The organism is Methanosarcina vacuolata Z-761 (assembly GCF_000969905.1).
GTDB classification, from domain to species: Archaea; Halobacteriota; Methanosarcinia; order Methanosarcinales; family Methanosarcinaceae; genus Methanosarcina; species Methanosarcina vacuolata.
This window is the reverse complement of record NZ_CP009520.1, coordinates 2984356-3004424: the sequence shown is the minus strand read 5'-3', so window position 1 is coordinate 3004424 and position 20069 is coordinate 2984356. Positions and strand designations below refer to the sequence as shown.

General features: G+C 40.0%; 14 protein-coding genes. 11 read left to right on the top strand and 3 right to left on the bottom strand.

From position 1 onward, the window contains the following. The first annotated feature begins 558 nt into the window (after positions 1 to 558). On the top strand, positions 559 to 2415 hold the full coding sequence (locus tag MSVAZ_RS21315) for a PGF-pre-PGF domain-containing protein (RefSeq protein WP_052727974.1): 1857 nt from the start codon (positions 559 to 561) through the stop codon (positions 2413 to 2415). A 263-nt stretch (positions 2416 to 2678) separates the two neighbouring features. Beyond that, positions 2679 to 3188, top strand: a complete 510-nt coding sequence (locus MSVAZ_RS12405; protein ID WP_048121392.1) for a DUF523 domain-containing protein — start codon at positions 2679 to 2681, stop codon at positions 3186 to 3188. Between the two features lie 225 nt (positions 3189 to 3413). Here the strand turns inward: MSVAZ_RS12405 and MSVAZ_RS12400 are convergent, their stop codons facing one another. The 3 genes from MSVAZ_RS12400 to MSVAZ_RS12390 form a co-directional block, all read right to left on the bottom strand. Then, on the bottom strand, positions 3414 to 6074 hold the full coding sequence (locus MSVAZ_RS12400) for a COR domain-containing protein (RefSeq protein ID WP_052727973.1): 2661 nt from the start codon (positions 6072 to 6074) through the stop codon (positions 3414 to 3416). Between the two features lie 239 nt (positions 6075 to 6313). Beyond that, complete coding sequence (mobA, locus tag MSVAZ_RS12395) at positions 6314 to 7048, bottom strand: molybdenum cofactor guanylyltransferase (protein ID WP_084626141.1); 735 nt, start codon at positions 7046 to 7048, stop codon at positions 6314 to 6316. Between the two features lie 281 nt (positions 7049 to 7329). Further along, positions 7330 to 8187 carry a molybdopterin synthase gene (locus tag MSVAZ_RS12390; RefSeq protein ID WP_048121391.1) on the bottom strand — a complete coding sequence of 286 codons (858 nt, stop codon included), beginning with the start codon at positions 8185 to 8187 and terminating at the stop codon, positions 7330 to 7332. A gap of 275 nt (positions 8188 to 8462) precedes the next feature. Here MSVAZ_RS12390 and radC point away from each other — a divergent pair, with 275 nt between their 5' ends. The 9 genes from radC to MSVAZ_RS12345 all read left to right on the top strand — a co-directional run bounded on the left by radC (position 8463) and on the right by MSVAZ_RS12345 (position 19403). Further along, entirely contained in the window at positions 8463 to 9152 is a 690-nt protein-coding gene (radC, locus tag MSVAZ_RS12385) for a RadC family protein (RefSeq protein ID WP_048121390.1), read from the top strand. Positions 9153 to 9353: 201 nt separating this feature from the next. Then, positions 9354 to 9932 (top strand): flavodoxin family protein, encoded by a 579-nt coding sequence (locus MSVAZ_RS12380; RefSeq protein ID WP_048121389.1) that lies wholly within the window; start codon positions 9354 to 9356, stop codon positions 9930 to 9932. 435 nt (positions 9933 to 10367) lie between these two features. After that, positions 10368 to 11312, top strand: a complete 945-nt coding sequence (mmp11, locus tag MSVAZ_RS12375; protein WP_198146842.1) for a methanogenesis marker protein 11 — start codon at positions 10368 to 10370, stop codon at positions 11310 to 11312. A gap of 210 nt (positions 11313 to 11522) precedes the next feature. Then, a complete protein-coding gene (locus MSVAZ_RS12370) occupies positions 11523 to 13313 on the top strand; it encodes a thiamine pyrophosphate-dependent enzyme (RefSeq protein WP_048121386.1) in 1791 nt (596 codons plus the stop codon). A 1526-nt stretch (positions 13314 to 14839) separates the two neighbouring features. Then, positions 14840 to 15958 (top strand): MFS transporter, encoded by a 1119-nt coding sequence (locus MSVAZ_RS12365; RefSeq protein ID WP_048121384.1) that lies wholly within the window; start codon positions 14840 to 14842, stop codon positions 15956 to 15958. 457 nt (positions 15959 to 16415) lie between these two features. After that, on the top strand, positions 16416 to 17570 hold the full coding sequence (locus MSVAZ_RS12360) for an MFS transporter (RefSeq protein WP_048121382.1): 1155 nt from the start codon (positions 16416 to 16418) through the stop codon (positions 17568 to 17570). Positions 17571 to 17725: 155 nt separating this feature from the next. Next, positions 17726 to 18211, top strand: a complete 486-nt coding sequence (locus MSVAZ_RS12355) for an RNA-binding protein (RefSeq protein WP_048121380.1) — start codon at positions 17726 to 17728, stop codon at positions 18209 to 18211. Between the two features lie 170 nt (positions 18212 to 18381). Continuing rightward, positions 18382 to 18765 (top strand): cell division protein SepF, encoded by a 384-nt coding sequence (locus tag MSVAZ_RS12350; RefSeq protein WP_048121378.1) that lies wholly within the window; start codon positions 18382 to 18384, stop codon positions 18763 to 18765. Further along, positions 18762 to 19403 carry a ZPR1 zinc finger domain-containing protein gene (locus tag MSVAZ_RS12345; protein ID WP_048121376.1) on the top strand — a complete coding sequence of 214 codons (642 nt, stop codon included), beginning with the start codon at positions 18762 to 18764 and terminating at the stop codon, positions 19401 to 19403. The genes MSVAZ_RS12350 and MSVAZ_RS12345 overlap by 4 nt, the downstream gene beginning before the upstream one ends. Positions 19404 to 20069: the final 666 nt, after the last annotated feature.

The following is a 20069-nucleotide window of genomic DNA, read 5'->3' as shown; positions in this document are numbered from 1 at the left end:
AGATTGCAAAAGTATAGCTGGTATGCAGGCTCACATATACCATTTTTGAATACATATGCAGAAGATAAATATATAATCTCTTATTTTCGGTACAAAGGTGATAGCAGTTGAAGGCCAGGTGAAGGCCAGAGGAAGGCCATGTGAAAGCCATGTGAAAGCTAGGTGAAAGCCATGTGAAAGTCAGTTGAATACTATAGTTTATCTGTCTGTTCTCCTGAATGCACATGATATTCTTCGAATAACACGCACACCAATGAAAGTGCTTGCAGATGGCAACATTTTCATGCTAAATATCCTGAATACCCTAAATCTCCTAAATCATCAAATTGGAATCCTACGTGAGTCAACCTCTATTTTTTTAAACTTCCTTTTAGTTAATTTTTTTTCTTTGTCAGGATAATAATTTTTAAGTAATTTATAATATATTCGACTTTCCAATTAAAACACTTATTTTGCGATTTTTTGAGACATATAAATTTATTAAACTCAAATGTGTACGTTATAATATACCTTATATATCAAAAATAATAAAATGATCTTAAATTGGAGATGTAGGAAATGAAAAATCGTTTTATTGCATTATTATTATCACTTTTTATATTTATAACAGGATCTGGAATAGGTGCTGCAGCTAACATAACAGTACACAACGGAGAATCAATACAGGCAGCTGTGGATAATGCAACGCATGGAGATACTATACTTGTAGAACCTGGTATTTATTATGAGAATGTTACTCTCAGTACATACGACATGGTAATTATGTCCCAGTCAGGTAATCCTGAAGACACGACAATTCAAGGAGATGGTTTTTACCTCACAGGTGATGCACAGGAGATAACTATTAAAGGTTTTACCCTAAAAGGTACTGATACTTCTTATGGAATAAATCTCGCTCAGTTCTCTAACTGCGTAATTGAAAAAAATAAAATCCTGAATTATCATACAGGCATTGACACAAATCTGTACTCTACTTTTACTATAAATGATAATGAAATTTCAAATTGTGAGTCCGGAGTTTTTGTTGGGGAATGTTATTACGGTGCCACTGTCAAAAACAACAGGATTTCAAAATGTGGAACCGGAGTCATTGTTGGGGATTCAGGGAATTCACAAATTGAAAATAACACAATTACAGAAAATGATCAGGGTATATCCCTGCTGTACGAAGGTCGCGCTGATATTGCCGGCAATACTATAAGTTTTAACAATAAATGTGGGATTTATGATAAAGCAGATGCTAGTAGCAAAATCTATAACAATTATTTCAATAACACAGTAAATGTAATTTTTGATAACGATTATGGTTACCCTAACGTCTGGAATACTACCAGATCAACAGGGAAAAACATTATAGGTGGCCCCTATATTGCAGGAAACTATTGGGCCAAACCTAATGGGACAGGCTTTTCTCAAACACATTATGACGAAAACGGAGACGGTATAGCAGAAGAGACAGTCAAACTTAGCGATAGTGAGATAGACTATGCAGCTCTTACAAGGGCGAATTCGTCAACGCCTGAGCTACCTCCTGCATCAAATAACTCAACAACCAATCCTTCCGAAAACGTAACAGAGCCTCCAGAGGAAATTGTAGATAATAATAGCAGCAGTTCTGATGGCGTTTCAGACAACAGTTCAGATAACAGTTCAGATGGCAGTTCAGATGATAATTCAGATGACAGTTCAGATGGCAGTAGTGGAAGCAGCCACAGCAGTGGAAGTAGCGGTGGTGGCGGTGGCTCCCCTGAACCTCAAACTAACGTTGAAGTCAAGGAACTTTCACAGGCACAGGTTTTAAACGGAAAGCCTGTAATGTTTGATTTCGAAAAGAACGCAACCTGTGTTGTATATGTCAGCTTTGATGCAAAGAAGAATGCAGGTAAGATTACAGCTATTGCCGAACAGCTCAAAGGAAAATCCACTCTGGTTTCAGAACTGGACTCGGGTGAGGTATATAAGTACTTCAACCTCTGGATCGGAAACTCAGGATTTGCGACCTCAAAGAACATTGAAAACCCCGAAGTATGTTTCAAGGTTGAAAAGTCCTGGCTGCAGGATAAGAAGACCGACCAGAATTCAATCATGCTCAATAGCTACAGCGACAAGAAATGGTCACAACTGCCAGTAACCCTGCTAAAAGAAGACGACCAATACCTGTATTTCACGGCACAACCCCAGGTGTTCTCATTCTTTGCAATAACCGGTAAGGCAACAACAGAGGAAGCCGTAAATATAACACAGGCTGAACCCAATACTGAAAACCTCAGTAATAATACTGGAAACAATACCGGAAATGAAACAACAGGCGCTGAGCAAACTTCTGAACAAGAAGAAAGTAAAGGTATTCCGGGCTTCGAAATGATTTACGGGATAATCGGGCTTACCGGAGTATACCTGCTTAGAAGAAAGTGATAATCTGGAGAGTTTCAAAGTTGCTCTTGACCGGATTGAGTCTAGGCAGGATTGAGTCTAGGCAGGATTAAATCGTGACAGGGTCGAGGATGAAACTGTAGCAGTACTTAAGAGGTGAAGAAATAATTTTAAATTAATATTCACCTCTTATTATTGATTTTTGAGCGCATAGAAGCATATATCCTTAAGATTACCATTTTTAAAGCTGTAAAAGAGCCCGAAACTGAGAGAAAAACGTTATTAAGCGAAATACAGGTGAGGATATGAAAAAGCTGGAAAATTACGAGTGCTCCCACGTTTCTGAAAAACCCTCTGCCGGCGGCGAAACCGAAGAAGTCATGGTCATAGGTCACTGCCTGCTCAACCCCCTTGCAAGAGTAAAAGGAGTGAAACCAGTCCAGCCTATTGATACGCGGGGCGCAAACGTTATCCAGCTCCCCTGCCCGGAAGCTATGTTTTTCGGAATGAGGCGCCGGGAAATTACTAAAGACCAGCTTGACCATCCTGCCTACAGGCGCTTTTGCAGAGAAATCTTTACCCATTTTGCAGACCTGCTCGAAGACCTTGCAGCCGGCGGCGTAAAAATAAAAATCCTCGGCGTTCCTAAAAGTCCATCCTGCGGCGTGGAAATAACCAGCGTTGGCGGAGAGCCAGGCAAGGTAAAAGAGTTTCATCACAGGCATGCGCCGGGGCCTGGGGTGTTTATGGAAGAGATTATAAAAGAGCTTAAGAAGAGGAATGTAAAGTTTGAGATCGAGGATGCGGGAAGGTAAAGAAGGTCGAGGATGCCAGAACGTAAAGAAAGGTTGAGGATTCCAGAATGTAAAGAAATCAGGTAAAAATCATTGGTTCCTGATTAACTGTTCATGATTAACTATTTGATTTATTTAAGGGTTATAAGAAGGAATCTTCATGTTTCTTTCTGTGGATGGGTTTTTACAGGTGTCCACAATGGATTTTTAGTTTCCATATGACAGAGGATTGGATTCCTTTTTTGATTAGGATTTCTGCCTTTTTCTTTTGAAAAAAAGGTTAATTGCCTCGTTGAAATCGACTCCACATCCTGCAACACTGGGTTTCAACATAATAACTGTATTTAGTTTCTTAGCTAAAGTTCCCTCATTATCAGACTCATCAGCTATTTTCTTTAAAAATTTAAAGATTTCCTCAAGTTTTTCGTCTTCGTTATTCTTCTTCAGAATGTTCAGAATTTCTTCCAACAATTCCTCTTGTTTACTCAAGTTGTTGACTGTTCCGAGCAAATCACTCACACGATATTTCTTTTTTGATCCTTCAGGTACAAATAAATCAATGCCCATTTCTTCCAGATTAACTAAGTGTTCGTAACTTACAGCTATCTCGGGTTCATCAGGAAGGGGAATTTTTTCGATAGCTTTTAACTTTTCAAAACTCCGGTTAATTTCCCGCAAATTGAATAGTATGCTTGAAAAATAGTCTCGTTTCTGACCTCCATTTACGTTAATATAGATTCTCTTTGCTTCATTATCAGATCTGATCACAGCACAGGAATTAAATTGTTTGTTTTTGAGAACTACACCTGTTCTCCACTGCAAATCATCTTCTATATCCCTGTGCATCTTCACTATAAAGCGAGGCATAATTGAGCGTGGAAGGAAATCATATTCAATAAAAAACTTCAGGGATTCATTCGAATCAAAGTCAAAATTTGGCTCAGGAACTGCCAACAGGTCAGGAAGGAGCACAGTTTCTTCGTCAATTGAATAGCATAATTCGAATTTTTTCATCAAATTGATGATGTAACCATAACGTTCAGGAGGATAATAGTAGTCGCCTTCTTTCTTCTGCTCTAAAATTTCATCTAGCATACTTAATCGAAGAACTCCCTTCTTCTTAGCTAGAATCTCCGAATTTATGATCTTATAAACGCCTTCAGTAATCCACTTCGGCTCAAGCACATGTGTATCGAGCAGTGAGATGTCTTTAAAATGTACAATTACTCCAAGATTATTAAGAAAATCAACAAGCGTGTTTTGAGATGACTTATCGCTCACATTTTCTTCCAGACATATATTTCGATATTCTTCATAAGTAATAAAATTGCAACTCATTTTTTCTAATTTTGTCTTCACCTCGAACCAGCTTTTAGCCCATTCTATCTGCATATGTTCAACTTTCAAAAGTTCTTTTTTTAATTTACGGGAAAATCCTTCAATTCCTCTATCTTCTTTACAAGAAATTCTGAAGAAACCTTTTATTGAGGGGTATTTCTCCTGCAAAAACTTCCTATTCAACTCAAAAGAGGGATTTTCATCAATCTTGTTCAAGGCGACCAGTACTGGAGAATCTCCTCCAAAACTCTTTATGTGCTTGAGCCAATACTCGGCTTTTTCATCCCTTCTAGAATCCAGAACAAGAATATAAAGGCTTCTTTTGGAAAGGAAAAATTGATGAGTAGCATGCATTATTTCCTGTCCACCAAAATCCCAAAAATTAACTTTTATTTCCTTATTTTTGTCTTTAAATCCCCATTTTTTGATATTAATTCCTTGAGTCTGATGCTCATTTCCATCAAAACCTTCGCCTAAGAGCCTCTTTAACAGTGAGGTTTTTCCTGCCTCTCCATCTCCTACAAGCAAAACTTTAACTTCATTTAACGGTTTCTTTTCACCTTCCAATGACTTGAAATAATTGATAACTGCTTCACGACCCTGTTTTACAATCTCTATTGGAGGATTTTCAAGAGGATTTCCTTCTAAGAATATTCCTTTTTCTGCCGAATTACTTTCCCACTCAATATCTATACCTAATTCTAAAATTTCTGGCGGCAGCGAAGTCAATTGATTATCAGAGAGGATAAGTGTAGTAAGATTTTTCAGTTCTGTGATTTCCGGAGGCAACGAAGTCAATTTATTACGAGATATGTCAAGTCTAGTAAGATTTTTCAGTTCTGTGATTTCCGGAGGCAACGAAGTCAATTCATTACGAGATATATCAAGTTTAATAAGATTTTTCAGTTCTGTGATTTCCGGAGGCAACGAAGTCAATTGATTCCAAAACATGTAAAGTGTAGTAAGATTTTTCAACTTTGTGATTCCCGGCGGCAGCGAAGTCAATTGATTCCAAGCCATGTTAAGTGTGATAAGATTTTTCAACTCTGCGATTCCAAGAGGTAGCGAAATCAATTGATTCCAAGATATATCTAGTGTATTAAGATTTTTCAACTCTGCGATTCCCAGTGGCAGTGAAGTTAATTGATTTGAAGATATGTTAAGTATAGTAAGATTTTTCAGTTCTGTGATTTCCGACGGCAGTGAAGTTAATTCATTACTAGATATGTTAAGTGTCGTAAGATTTTTCAACTCTGCAATTTCCGACGGCAGTGAAGTTAATCGATTCGAAGATATGTTAAGTGTAATAAGATTTTTGAGTTCTGTGATTTCCGGAGGCAACGAAGTCAAATGATTACTAAATATGTTAAGTGTAATAAGATTTTTGAGTTCTGCGATTTCCGGAGGCATAGAAGTCAATTGATTTCCTGATATGTCAAGTGTAGTAAGATTTTTGAGTTCTGCGATTTCCGGAGGCAGCAAAATCAGTCTTTTGGATGAAAGGTCTAGTGTAGTCGCGTTACTTTCTTTAGCTTTTAAAATCAGATCTTTGATTTCATTCAGTTCCATCTGAAGTCCCTGCCTAAAGAAAAACAATCAAAAGTTCAATAATTCTTTGAAACCGCAATTCCTGATAATATATGCATAAAATGAAAACTGATTCAAAAAATAGAAGTAATTGTCATCTAAATAACTTTCGATTTTAATCGATAGTGTAGAATAGCCGAAAAATGTGGGGTAAAAAACAGAAAGCGATGTTTTGTGAATTTAACGTTCCAAAAATTATTCCGAACGTGTAATCGAATTTGTTATGATTTTTCTTTTTTGCCCGAAAGCTCTATAATACGTTGCATCTCATCAGCAGTATTTATATTCGCAAGAGTCCTCAATTCAGGATCAATTTCCCGAATTTCCGAAACCTCAACAAAAACAACATCCTTCATTTCAAAAACCGGCGTAAGTACCGAACACCTTCCGTTCTCAAAGGCTTTTTCAATTTCAGGAATCAATTTTTTTGAATAAACCGCATGTAGAGGCTCAAATTTTCCATCTTTCCGCTTCGGAAGGGCAGCATCATGTCCACTTGCTTTCTCAAAAAGCAGATCTACAACCCTGAAATTTACAAAAGGCATATCCCCCGCGCAGACAAAAGAATATTCTGCTCTGGATTCAAGCAGCCCCGCCCGGATGCCTTCAAGGGGGCCGGCGTCTTCCAGAGTATCAAAACAGAAACGGATTTCGCGGGCAGAAAATTTTTCAAGCACCGGCCTGAACTTTTCTTCCTGCTTTTTGTCCCGGAACGAGATAATAACCTCGTCCACAACCCGAAAAAGGCTTTCCAGCAGGCGCTCAATAATTGTTTTTCCTTCAAATTCGAGCAGGGCTTTTTCAACCGTGCCCATCCGCCTGCCCCTGCCGCCTGCCAGCACGATGGCACTTCTGAATTTCGTTTGTTCTTTTTCGGGCTCGGCTTCTTCAATTTCAGCCCTTATTACTTCTGTTTTTCCGGTTTCTGTCTCTTTAAAGTCTGTTTTTCTGCCCATTGGATCATTTCCGGGTTTCTCTATAATTTATATTTTCCTTTCTGCTTAGATCTGACTTTCCGCAGATGTCCATTCGATTTTCACAATTTTTCTTGCTATCGTTTTTTCTGAAAATTACCCTGCTTATTCAAATTTCATTGAAAGATTCTAACCTCTATTTCCGGAAGTTTCAGTTGAGATAATAATTGCAAATTATTGAACAAATGCACAAAAACAATAGCCAGAAAAATGTTCTTTTTTTCAAGACATCTGCGGAAGGTCGGTTAGATCTATTTTTTCCTTTAATTTTCAGGATGTTCTCTGTCGTGGACCCAGAATTCTTCTTTTTCCGTGAATTCCTTCTTCCAGATAGGAGCTTCAATTTTCAGGCGTTCAATAGCTTCGCTGAGGGCGGAAAAAAGCTCTCCCCTGTGGGCGGCTGCGACAACAATGTATACTATGTCTTCTCCGGCTTTGATAACGCCTACTTTATGGTGGATAAGGACTTCAAGAATACCTTCTTTTTGTTTGAGTTCTTCCCGGATCTGGTCAAGGATTTTTGAAGCTTCCGGTTCGTATTTCTCGAATTCGAGCCTGGAGGTTCTTTCGTTTCCGGCCAGCTCGCGGACAATGCCGGTAAATGTGCCGATTGCGCCTGCTTTTCGGATAGCAGGATTTTTCCTGGCTTTCTTTATCAGGGCTTCCAGGGTGTACCGGTCAGGCTGTGCAAGTGCTATTCCTACAAGCGAAGCTGTAAGTTCTTCGTGCATATCGATTTCTGCCGGCAGCCTGAAAACTAAGTTGGAAACGCCCTGAAGGTCGCCAATTGCAATTTTCGGAAGATTGCTTTCCTTGAACCCTTCTACCACAGCAAAATCAAGCCCCTGGTCGCAAAGCAGGTCAAGCGCGTCCTCAAGGTTCAGGTCTCTGGAAAAACTGACAACCTCAGTGCCTGTTTCTTCTGTGCCTGTTATTCCTATTACCGTGTCAGCCCCGGCATCAAAGTGCCTGCCTGTATCAGTTTCTGCTGGATTGAGACTCTGCTCACCCATATGTTTTATCGTGCCCACAGTTCCGAACCCGGAAAGATTCCGGACAAGAGCTGAAACTACGGATGTCTTACCCGATTTTTTATACCCGACAACTGAAATGACTTTCATCAAAGAGCGTTATGCACTTTCCGGTATAAGTAAGGGCCGGCATTTTATTCTTATTTTAATTTTTGAAAGTGTTTTGTGAAGATTCAAATATTAAAACTTTGATATTATTTATCAAGAGTTTGACTACCTTGTTTGACTAACTTGTTTGACTAACTTGTTTGACTAACTTGTTTGACTAACTTGTTTGACTAACTTGTTTGACTAACTTGTTTGACTAACTTAAATTTTGGATTTATAGAGAAATTTTCCGTTAACGGGAAAAGAGGGGGTTGATTATGGAAATAAATAAGGTCAGAATTCACGATATCCCTGAAGAGGAACGCCCAAGAGAGAGGCTTATTCGAAACGGGCCGGAATCGCTTTCGAACGCAGAACTGCTTGGAGTTATCCTGAGGACAGGGTCAAATAAAGAGAATGTTGTCAGTCTGTCCAGCCGAATATTTTCAGAATACAGCATCAAGCAGCTTAGTCTTGCAAATGTTTCAAGGCTTATGAAGGTTCATGGGGTAGGAAAGGCAAAAGCTGCCCAGATAGCTGCGGTTTTCGAACTTGCCCGCCGGCTTGAGACTTTTGTGGATGAGCCAAAAAGAAAAGTTTGCTCGCCAAAGGATGTATATACACTCATGTATCCTAAAATGCGCGAACAAAAAAAAGAAAAATTTATAACACTTTGCCTTGATACAAAAAATCAGATCCTAAAAGAAGAAGTCATATCTATCGGCAGCTTGAATGCGAGTATTGTTCATCCGCGTGAAGTTTTCAAGTCCGCCCTTATGGAATCATCAGCATCGGTAATCATGGTACATAATCATCCTTCAGGGGACCCAAGTCCTAGCCGAGAAGACATAATGGTTACTGAGAAAATGGTAGAAGGAGGAAAACTCCTTGGAATTGACGTGCTTGATCATATTATTATCGGGGAAGGGAGATACATAAGCCTCAAAGATGAAGGCTTTGTAAGATGAAGCGACTTAACGACCTGAACTCTGAATGTAGAAACTCTCAATATAGAAGAGTTTAATGTAGAGAATTCAATAGGGAACTCTCAATGCAAAAACTTTCGATATAGAAGTAAAAGTAGCTGAAAAAATCAGATGAAAAAACAGCTGAAAAGTAGCTGAAAAAAGTAGTTGAAAAAAATAGTTGAATAAAAGTAGTTGAAGACTATGAAAGTTATAGGCATTAACGGAAGCCCACGAAAAGATGGCAATACTGCAATCCTGATTCAAACCGTATTTGAGGAATTGACTAAAGAGGGCATTGAAACCGAACTCATTCAACTATCTGGAAAAAACATAGAAGGATGCAAAGCTTGTTGGGCTTGCCATAAAAACAAAAATAAGCAATGTGTCATTACGGATGATTTTTTTAACGAGTGTTTTGCAAAAATGCTTGCTTCAGATGGAATTATTCTAGGGTCACCGGTATATTCAGCTGGTGTGACTTCTCAAATGAAAGCCTTAATAGACAGAGCGAGTATTGTACTTGCAGGAAATCGAGGGCTTCTCAAGCATAAAGTAGGAGCCTCAGTTGTAGCTGCTCGCAGGGGCGGTGCTATAAGTGCCTTTGATACCCTGAACAATTTTCTATATAGCAAAGAAATGTTTCTTGTAGGGTCGAGTTACTGGAATATGGCTTACGGAAACGCTATTGGAGAAGTAGAACAGGATCAGGAAGGCATTGACAATATGAAAAACCTTGGCCAAAATATGGCGTGGATATTGAAAAAAATCCATAATAGTTGAGCGTAATTGAGCGTGTCAAATGGATTAAAATAAGGTTTCAAGGTCTCCTTTAAATTTCTCCTTTAAATTTCCCCTTTAAATTTCCTGGACAAAAATAGCAAGTAAACCTACCGATAGAAAGATAAATAGTTATTTTATAACGGTTAGCTCATATCGAGCGCGAGTGATTTATTAAATTAGAACCTGTGGATTTCTATTATCAGGGTCTATAGTCAAATATCAGAATTAAGTTGTTTATACGCAGTTTATCGTCCGGCCAAGTCGGTACTATCGAATTTCACCTTATCGAATTTACTAAAATTACGATATCTATATATATCTTAAGAGACGGGCATTTCGATTAAACAAATTTCCCTCCCAGTTTCTTATTCCCTTAAAAAGGAGGTTTTCTGAATTACAAAACATATAAACGCCTGTGCACTGGACAGCAGGGATATTGAGGAAGTGATCCTGGATGACCCTTATACTGTGCCTTATAGAGGCATTTATGCTATCTGTGACGCAGCAAATGAGTATGCAGAGATAATTGAGCACTCCAATTGTTATAGTGGGGCCTGCTGGTCCCTTTACCATTATGCAAAAGCGCCCCTTGTCCTGAAAGCCCGTTCGACTGGAAATATGATCCGTTATTTCATGAAAACCGGAACTTCAAACCTGGAACTCAAACCTTCCGTCGCGGCTGCAGGTATCGAATCAGTGATCGTGAAAGGGGATGAGGTGGAGATCACCTATGCCGGGTTAGGAGGCGGAGGTGTTGGCGCAACCCGTTGCAGGGCATTTGCAGACGGAATTCTTCGTTATAAAATCTCCGAATCAGGAGGCGAAAAATGCGCAAGGGGGACAATTGTAATCCCGCGCAGGGACCGTGTCCTAATAGGCATAGACGACACGGACTCAAAAGACGTAGGAGCCACCTGGACCCTGACCCACAATATTGCAAAGAAACTGGACTGCCATGAAGCCGTTTATCTTTCTCATTCTCTTGTCCAGCTTTTCCCGGTTCCGGAAAAAACCCAGAACTGCATGTCTACAGTGCTCGAATTCGGCTGTGTGAATGAAAAAGCGAAATCAAGGCTGATAGATACCTTCAAAAAAGCGCTTGAGAAATACACAGCTTCATCCCAAACTGGACTGGTCGTCCTTTCGGATTTCTATGCAAAAGGATTATATAAATACAGCAACCGCTGTCGGACTGAAAGGATCCTGAAAGCTGAGGCTTTGCAGTGCGCCCGAGAAAACGGTGTGGAAGTTCTGCTTGACGGCAACGGAGTAATAGGTGCACTTGCCTCTCTCCCCTGGTTCGGAAGGCCTGATGAGTCCATAATTCCGGGTACTGAGATCAAGCCTCTTGCCATCGAGAAACTTAAAAACAACGTTTAAGAAACCTAAGAAAACAGGATAAAAAACCAAGGATGCCGAAATAGAAAACTCAAACCGGATTAAAATTGCTTGAACACTAATTTAAATGGAACTTTAAATGGAATTTTAGATGGAACTTTATATGGAACTTTATATGGAACTCAAGTCTCAACCCGGATTTTACGAAACTTTAAATTCGGCGTCTTCTGAATTCCGCAGCGTGGGATCAGTTTGAAAGAAAAAAAAGAAGCACCAGAATACACAGGGTTTGAAGCCCTTTACCTTGCAGCCCTTGACAGTAATGTCAGCTTCGTAATCGGTGTCCCCGGGTATCCTGTTACTTCCCTTATGGAACTTTTTTTAAGAAAAACCGCGGAAAAAGAACTTTTAAAAGCCTCGGAAGAAAAAACTCTGGATCTTGAGGAGGCAGCAGCTTTCAAGACAATGCGATATGCCCCTAAAATACCGGATTATAGTGCCAGATGGCTAACAAATGAGAAGGTTGCCCTTGAAACCGCTCTAGGAGCTTCAGTTTCTGGCAGAAGGGCGCTTGTGCTTGTAAAGCATGTGGGGATGAACCTGCTTTCAGACCCTCTTATAACCTCGGTCACCCACACCATAGGAGCCGGCCTTGTCATAATTGCAGGAGATGATCCAGGTGCAAAGGGTTCTCAGAATGAACAGGATTCTCGCTGGTATGGCCGGATAGCAGAGATAGCAGTATTTGACCCGGCTTCGCCGGATATGGCATACAGGGCATTGAGGCGGGCTTACGAGCTTTCGGAAGAGACGAGGACGCCTGTTCTTCTGAGGGTCACTGCAGGTCTGGAAAGAACTAAAGGAAAAATAAACCGCCTTCAGAAGTCTTCCTCTCCTTATCCTGAGTTTGACCGTTCAATCTGGAAAAATCGAATGGTAGAAAAACACAGGCTTTTTCACTCCAGAACCTACCCTCTGCTGGAAGCGGAAGCTGAAAACACTGACCTAAATGAAATAAGGAAAAGGACAGCAAAAAATACAGGAGAAGGATCAGGTTCTGGGCATAGATATCTGGGGATCATTTCCTCAGGTTTCATGTCATCGGTCGTGGAAGAATTACTGAAAAAGCAGAACGAGTTTCATGCTGAGGTTTCTCACCCTGAGATTTCTCATCCTGAGATTTCTCACCTGTCCCTCGGCCTTGTAAACCCTCTTCCCCTCGAAAAGATAAAGGCTTTTCTGAATAGCAATCAGAAGATACTCGTTGTAGAAGAGTCCGAGCCTTTTATAGAGGAACAGATCCGGATTACAGGCAAGGTTTATGGGAAAAAGACAGGACATCTTCCATACGGGCAGGTCAAAATTGAAAATCTTGAATTTGCCCTTGAGCATATCGAAGAAGAGATCTTAAAACCTGCCGATACTACTTCTCTCGAAGCGAAAAAGAAAAGCAGAGTTGGGATCTGCAATGACTGTGCGTACCTTCCCCTTTACCGCTATCTCAGCACGCTTGACGTGCGGGTTGCCGGCGATATGGGCTGTTCCGTCCGGAGTGCACCCGAACCCCTTGCGGCAGTTGATGTGAGTTTTGCTCTTGGCTCGGCAATCTCGGTTGCATGTGGCTTTGAGAAAAAAGGCATAGCCGTTATCGGAGATTTCGCTCTGGCGCATTCGGGTATTCTCGGGCTCCTGAGCGCCGCGGCTACAGGTTGCAATGTGCTTGTGCTTGTACTCCAGAATGAGGTTGCAGCCATGACCGGAGGGCAGGCCGTTCCCGATCTCAGGAAAGTGGTTGAAGCAGTAACTCCTGATGTTTCAGTCTTTGATATCGATGCCAGTGAAGAGAAAGCAGTGGATGGAGCTTCAACAGAAAAAGTGACTGATAAAGCTGGTAATGGGACAGAATCAGGGAACGAAATCGAAAAGACGATCTTGAATACCAAACTTTCGGAACTGATCCTGGCAAAACTTGCGCTTCCCGGGCTTTCTGTAATATTTATAAAAGGAAAGTGCAGGAAGTATTGTTCTGGAGTACTTTGTTAATTTTTAGAGGCAGGAAAATCCAAAAAGTTGTGAGGCAGGACAACAACTGAAAACCGTAAGCATAAGAATGGTTCTTGAAAAGAATTGCTCTTAAACAGAATGGTTCTTGAACAAGAAAGGTTCTTGAAAAGAATGGCTCTTAAACAGAACGGTTCTTGAACAAGAAAGGTTCTTGAAAAAATGATTCTCAAACAAGGTAAAAAGTGTTTGTCAGATTTGATAGATAAAACACTATCTAAAATATATCGTTCTTCTCTTTTTTGGTTCGTTGTTTATTCAACACTAATGTTATGAAACTTAGTTATGATGTGTTAATAGTAACATAGACAACATTTCATCCTTAGTCTCATTCTTAATTATAATGAACCATAACTAAATTGCTTAGATACCAGTGCATCGATTCCAAAGTATGTCAGAAATGAATTTTTTGAAAACCACTGAAAGCACAGAAGACACGGAAATCCGTAGTAAAGGCGTGTTTCTTCCGTGCTTTCCGTGTTTTCCGTGGTTGTAATATCCAGATAGAATCACTATACGACCGGCTGCGTTTTCCGTGTTACAAAATTCCATGTGACTTTAAAATAATATTTGCGTCATAAAATGTATTTATTTTCTCATTATGTATATATTTGAAAATCGATATACTAGTCCCTATCGATTGGCGAACCTTTGTTAAAAGATTGCAGGAACTGGGATCTGAAGGACCTTATTCTGACGGAAAGTATCTTTTTATAAGAAAAGAAGATATTATTTTAACAAGTTACAATCCATATAAATGTACAATTGGAACTGATCTTCTTACAAGAATTCTTAAGCAAGCCTTTTACGATTGTTAAATGAAATCCTCAGTTAGTAGATGGGGACAAGTTTAGATTTGATGTTTATACTTCTAACTGAATAATGGCTGAAATGAAAGCTGAAGGTTAGATTAGTGGTGGAGTGTATGAGGTAAACGAATGGAGAAACACATAAAGGATACATTTTTAGCGACGTCCTGATCCTGAATAATCCTGGTAATTGAGAGCAAAAAGTGGTTTTGAGATGAACGTTAACTGTAATTCTGAAGAAACAGTGGATTAAGAAGCTAAAAACTAAGAACAAAGTTTCATTGACACTTCAAAAAAAAGATCAGATTGATATTTACCAAGTTGGTGAATAGAAGTAGTGTGAGCGGGTTGGGGAGTGGGGGGTCATATGGGGAGTGGGGGGTATGGTATGTGAAAAAAGTTTCCCGCTCACATTACACATTACCCCTATTCAAACTAATTATATAAATAGCTATCCATTCTATTCAGTTTATTATAATAATAATGTGATGTATGTTTAGACCAGGGATTAGTAACCAAATTTAATCTTTTTAACGCATTATTCTATACAATGGATAAAGTCCTGCAAAGGGCTGAAGAAGGCCTTAAAAAAATCGTTTCCGGGTATTTTAGCCTTTGAGAGGACGCTTTTCAAGATCTGCTGCGAACAAGAAACTACGGACAAGAAACTATAATACTTGGTTAAGGGTTTTTAGTGCTATGAACCTTCACAGGCTTTTGATTTACGGAGCAGCTTTTGCCATAATGGGACTCTCGAATGCTGTTATCCCTATCCTTCCAGAGCTTGCGAGCCTGAGTAATAATTCCTCTGGAGGATTCGCCTTAAGCCTGCTATTTTCCGCCTACTTTCTCGGAGCCCTGGGAACAATGCTACCTTTTGGGATTCTTGCGGACAGGTTCGGCAATTTTAAATTCATAGCTTTAGGTATCATTCTAACGGTAATTTCAGGGTTGACAATTCTACTTTCCGAAAACCTCTGGGTTCTTTTAATTGCAAGGTTTATAGAAGGTTCTGCCTGTGGAGCTTTTTTACCGGCTTCCTTTGCCATATTATCCAAACTCAACAACCCGGGACGCTATCTAGGAGAGCTGACTTTTCTTTTCAATGCTGGCCTGGCGACAGGGGCATTTCTCTCGGGGTTGCTGGCAGACACTTACCTGAAAGGAGCAATCCTGATCTTTACAGTCCTTACTTTCATTTTGACAACGTGCCTGTTTTCCAGGTACAGAGGACTGGCTGGCCTTGAAAGCTCAGAGAAAGCAGGTTCATTGAAAAGCTCCGGCCTTTTCATAAAGCCTTACAGAGAAACTAAGAAACTCCTCAGCCGTAGCAATTTTGGGCTCTGGCTCAGTTCTTTTCTGCTTAACGGAGCCATCGGAGTGCTTGTAGCCTACTATCCTGACTACAGCCTGGGCACTATAACAAAAGCTCAACTTGGGATCTCGATTTCCAGCCTTTATGTCTGTGCAATGATTACCTCTCTGTTTGGGGGTCATTTCAAAGTAAAGGAAAAAACCTTAATACGAATTGGACTGGGCTTTTCAGCCCTTGGTGCTCTCTCTGCAATAAAATATCCCTTGCTGGGGTTTTCAAGCCTTGGAGGAGGGTCAGGAGTTGCAACTGTAGGTTTTGCCCTCGCTGTTGCCAGAATGAATGCTGACAGAGGTCTTGCAATGGGTTTTTTTAATACGACTATCTATGCAGGGCTTTCTCTTGCCCCAATAATTGCAGGACTTTTTACAGGTTTTGTGAGTTTTGAAAAGCTGTTTATAGCAAATGGGTGCATCCTTGCAGTTGGTATTATGTTGAAGAATTGAAGATTCCTCTGATAGGGACATTCAGGAGTTGTTACAAAATAAACTATGTACAAATTTTGAGTGCTTGAGTTGGTGCATCGATTTTCAAGATCAACGTCACCAAGTAAAAAAAACTTTGTGAAAAATTTGCTTAACTTATTTCTATGATATTTGCTTAACTTATTTCTGTAATATTTGCTTAACTTATTTCTGTAACATTTGCTTAACTTATTTCTGTAATATTTGCTTAACTTATTTTTGTAACATTTGCTTAATCAGGTTTTATTTCACTAAGTTTCCTTTGATTGAATAACAGAGATATTGCGTAAGATATTTATTCCGCGGAATTTCCTGATATTCATGAAAAGTTATTAAAATAAGAGTAATTTTTAAAAGTAAAAATAATTCTGGAAAACAGAAATAATAAGCATTGAATCGAATATCAGCATAGGACTGAGTACATATAATCGGAAAGTCTATGAACCTCAAAAAACTAACGCTTTATTCTTCAGTTTTTGCGCTCCAGGGACTATCAAACGCAGTAATCCCTATTCTTCCGGAACTTGCTGGAGGAGATAGCGGAAGTGTTGCGGTTTCAAGCCTTATCTTTTCCGGATACTTTATGGGGGCTTTTCTTTCTCTTGTGCCCCTCGGAATTCTGGCAGACAGGATCGGGAACCTGAAGGTAATCAGATTTGGAATGCTCCTTACCGCTTTATCAGGTTTTGTTATTACATTTTCGGACATTCCATTGATTCTTGGGATTTTCAGGTTCCTGGAAGGAGTAGGGTGCGGGGCTTTTTTTCCTGCAGCTTTTTCCATACTTGCAGAATGGGAAGACAGCCAGCAAAGCCTTGGGGAGTTTAACTTCCTGTTAAATGCTGGGCTAGCTGCAGGTGTTTTCTTCTCAGGAGTGCTTGCCGGATTTGGAATTAAAACCGCAATAGCTAGCTTCACTTTTCTTTCAGGGCTTTCCTGCATCCTCCTTCTCTCAAAAGCCGGAGATTTGCTTTCTCCAAACGGATACGGAAAAGAATTTACGCGCTCAGAAAGCAAAAGTCCTGTAAAAAGTCAGCAGGATACCTCTTTGCTTCCCGAATTAAAAAGTTACCTGGTAAAGTCCAGGAAAACCATGTTTCAAACCGAGTTGGGAAAGATCTGGGGAATTTCGGTACTTCTTTATGGAACCACAGGTCTGTTAAATGCGAACTATGCGGATTACAGCGCTAGCTTTCTGACAAAACCCGAGCTCGGGCTGGCAATTTCAGTTTCTTATCTGGCTGCAATGCTCAGTTCCCTGATTGCAGGCAGGGCAGATTTTAATTATAAAAATATAGTCAGGACAGGAATAATCCTTGCAGCAGCAGGTATCTTTCTCTCGGTGAAACTGCCTTTACTGGCTTTCTTCCTGATTGGAGCAGGAGGAGGAGCCGCAGTCGTAGGGCTTATTACGGCAGTTTCCAGAATTAACTCAAGCGGCTTTGCAATGGGGCTTTTCAATACCGGCATTTATGCAGGGCTCGGGCTGGGCCCGGTCCTTGGGAGCTTCTTCCTTGGGACTTTAGGTTATGAGACCCTATTTCTCGGAAGTGCCATTACGCTGCTTTCAGTGTTCTTTGTAAAACTTGAGTAAAAATACCTAAAATTCCTGAACAAATACTCTGAGTATAAATACAAAAATATGACAGGAATCTATTTCAGAGAACTCCAGAGCTCCACATAAGTTTTAAAAGGCACAAAAACCCTATGCTATAAACAAAACATAACATTTGAAAATCCGGTGATTAATTGAAAGTAAAGTCAAGAGTCCAGCTAAGGAAGAATATCAAGAACAAAATGTTGAAAGACCTTTTATCCACTTTCGGCGAAGAGCTGTCATATCTGGAAGACAAAACCCTGGAAAAAATTACCCTTGAGGAATACTCCGTTATTCTGGTGGACGGCAAGCCTTTGCTTTTTGAAATAGAAGGACATCTTTTTCCTACCGTCCGCGGAGCTCTTGAAATGGGACTTAAAAAACGTGTTGTAACCGTGGATAAAGGAGCTATCCGTTTTGTTTCAAACGGCGCGGATATTATGGCTCCTGGAGTTGTGGCGGCTGACCCCGAAATAAAAGAAGGAGACCTCGTAATCATAGTGGAAGAGACTCATCAAAAACCTCTTGCAATTGGAAAAGCTATTATGGGAGGGCCAGAAATGGTAGAAGCTACTTCAGGTAAAGCTATAAAGTCTATAACCCATGTAGGAGACAAACTCTGGAACACGGAATTCTGAAAGTCCCCTAAAATACATTTCATTGAATGAAACCTGTGGACAGGGGACGTGAACTCCCTTAAATTGAATGAAAATCCGGATCAGCTTTATAATAGCAAAATTAATTAATATAGATTTCAATATAGGACAGTGCGATTCGAATTTTAAAAAAATATAATAGGTGCGCATAAATGGCAAAACTCATCGACAAGCTCCTTGGCAGCAGCAATGTAAAAAGTCCAACAAGTCCCGAGGATTACACTGAGATTGATCTCAGCAAATATGAAGAAGTTCTCGAGGACGAACCTGCAGAAACTTATGTAAAGATCGCAGAGATCTCGAATATCAACCAGGTATCCCAGCTCAAGCAGGAAATTTATAACGGAAATATCTTGATTGTAGATATTTCAAACATCAGAGGCGATGACCTGCTCAGAGATAGAGTTTTAAAAGAGCTGAAAGACGTTGTTATCGATGTTCATGGGGATATCGCAGGGGTCAAAGGAAATACCGTAATTGTAACCCCTACAGGCATTAAAATTGACAGATCCAAGATTTCTGGTGGAAAATATTGAATCAAGATTTCTTAAAACAGGAAAGGTTTGAAACAAAAATATGCTGCCCTCTATGCCATACAGATCTGGTGATGAACTGGCAGAGAGATAACATTCCCTATTTCGGGGAGATCATGCATATAAGTGCAAGATGCAAGTGCAGTTTCCGTTTTGCAGATACCATGATTCTCTCGATTAAGGAGCCCATGCGCTATGAGATGCCAGTTGAAACCAGTGAAGACCTGAATGCAAGGGTCATCCGTTCAACCTCAGGTACAATCCGCATCCCGGAAATGGGAGTTACCATCGAACCTGGATCAGTTTCGGAGTCATATGTAACGAATATTGAAGGCGTACTGCAACGAGTCCGGGATGTTCTTCTGACTGCGAGCAGGTGGGTAAAGGGAGACAAAGAGAAATCCTTACGCAGCGAGGAGCTCCTGTGTATGCTTGAAGATGTGATCGAGGGCAAGAGAAAAATCACAGTCATAGTCGAAGATCCTCTCGGAAACAGTGCGATCATTTCAAAGAAGGTAAAGGCTACCAGACTCTCCGAAGAAGAAGCCGAGACGCTAAACACCGGCATGGTCGTTTTCGATGTTAACAAATCCGAGCTCGTAAACGATGTCTCAGACAATGTTCAGCTCCTCGGAGATTAATTCTTTTTTCCGGTTTTTCACAGCCTGACAAGTTCCGAGGGCATACTTCCAAAGGGCATACTTCCAATATAGTTATTAACTTCTATTTCATAAAGGCAGGCATACTGATGGTTATGAATGTAATTTCACCTCAGGATGCCACAGTCTCAAGGTTCCATCTCTCAAAATGTCACCCACTCAAAAGGTGGCTGCCCAGAGATCTTCCTTTAGAATTTCCGGAGGGAAAGAAAACCAGACAAGTTTAAAAATTGGTCGTGTCCCTGAGTTATTGATCAATTCCGAAAAAGCGAGTACATCTCACGTATTTAATGAATATATTGAGAGATTCTTGCGCTTTCGGTTTTCAATGATTCAAACCCACTACCTAAAAATTTATTTGGTCAATTTAACAATTTATTTGATCGATTTACATCTATTGATCAAATTAACGTCTATTTGGTCAATTTAACAATTTATTTGATCGATTTACATCTATTGATCAAATTAACGCCTATTTGGTCAATTTAACAATTTATTTGATCGATTTACCTGTATTGATCAAATTAACGTCTATTTGGTCAATTTAGCAATTTATTTGATCGATTTACATCTATTGATCAAATTAATATCTACCTGGTCAATTTAAACACTTGCCAAATTAGTTTAGTAACCAGGTTGGTCAATTTG

Bases quoted from the DNA above. Each gene is read 5' to 3' on its own strand.
- MSVAZ_RS21315 (WP_052727974.1), top strand. From the start codon at position 559: ATGAAAAATCGTTTTATTGCATTATTATTATCACTTTTTATATTTATA.
- MSVAZ_RS12405 (WP_048121392.1), top strand. From the start codon at position 2,679: ATGAAAAAGCTGGAAAATTACGAGTGCTCCCACGTTTCTGAAAAACCC.
- MSVAZ_RS12400 (WP_052727973.1), bottom strand. From the start codon at position 6,074: ATGGAACTGAATGAAATCAAAGATCTGATTTTAAAAGCTAAAGAAAGT.
- mobA (WP_084626141.1), bottom strand. From the start codon at position 7,048: ATGGGCAGAAAAACAGACTTTAAAGAGACAGAAACCGGAAAAACAGAA.
- MSVAZ_RS12390 (WP_048121391.1), bottom strand. From the start codon at position 8,187: ATGAAAGTCATTTCAGTTGTCGGGTATAAAAAATCGGGTAAGACATCC.
- radC (WP_048121390.1), top strand. From the start codon at position 8,463: ATGGAAATAAATAAGGTCAGAATTCACGATATCCCTGAAGAGGAACGC.
- MSVAZ_RS12380 (WP_048121389.1), top strand. From the start codon at position 9,354: ATGAAAGTTATAGGCATTAACGGAAGCCCACGAAAAGATGGCAATACT.
- MSVAZ_RS12365 (WP_048121384.1), top strand. From the start codon at position 14,840: ATGAACCTTCACAGGCTTTTGATTTACGGAGCAGCTTTTGCCATAATG.
- MSVAZ_RS12360 (WP_048121382.1), top strand. From the start codon at position 16,416: ATGAACCTCAAAAAACTAACGCTTTATTCTTCAGTTTTTGCGCTCCAG.
- MSVAZ_RS12350 (WP_048121378.1), top strand. From the start codon at position 18,382: ATGGCAAAACTCATCGACAAGCTCCTTGGCAGCAGCAATGTAAAAAGT.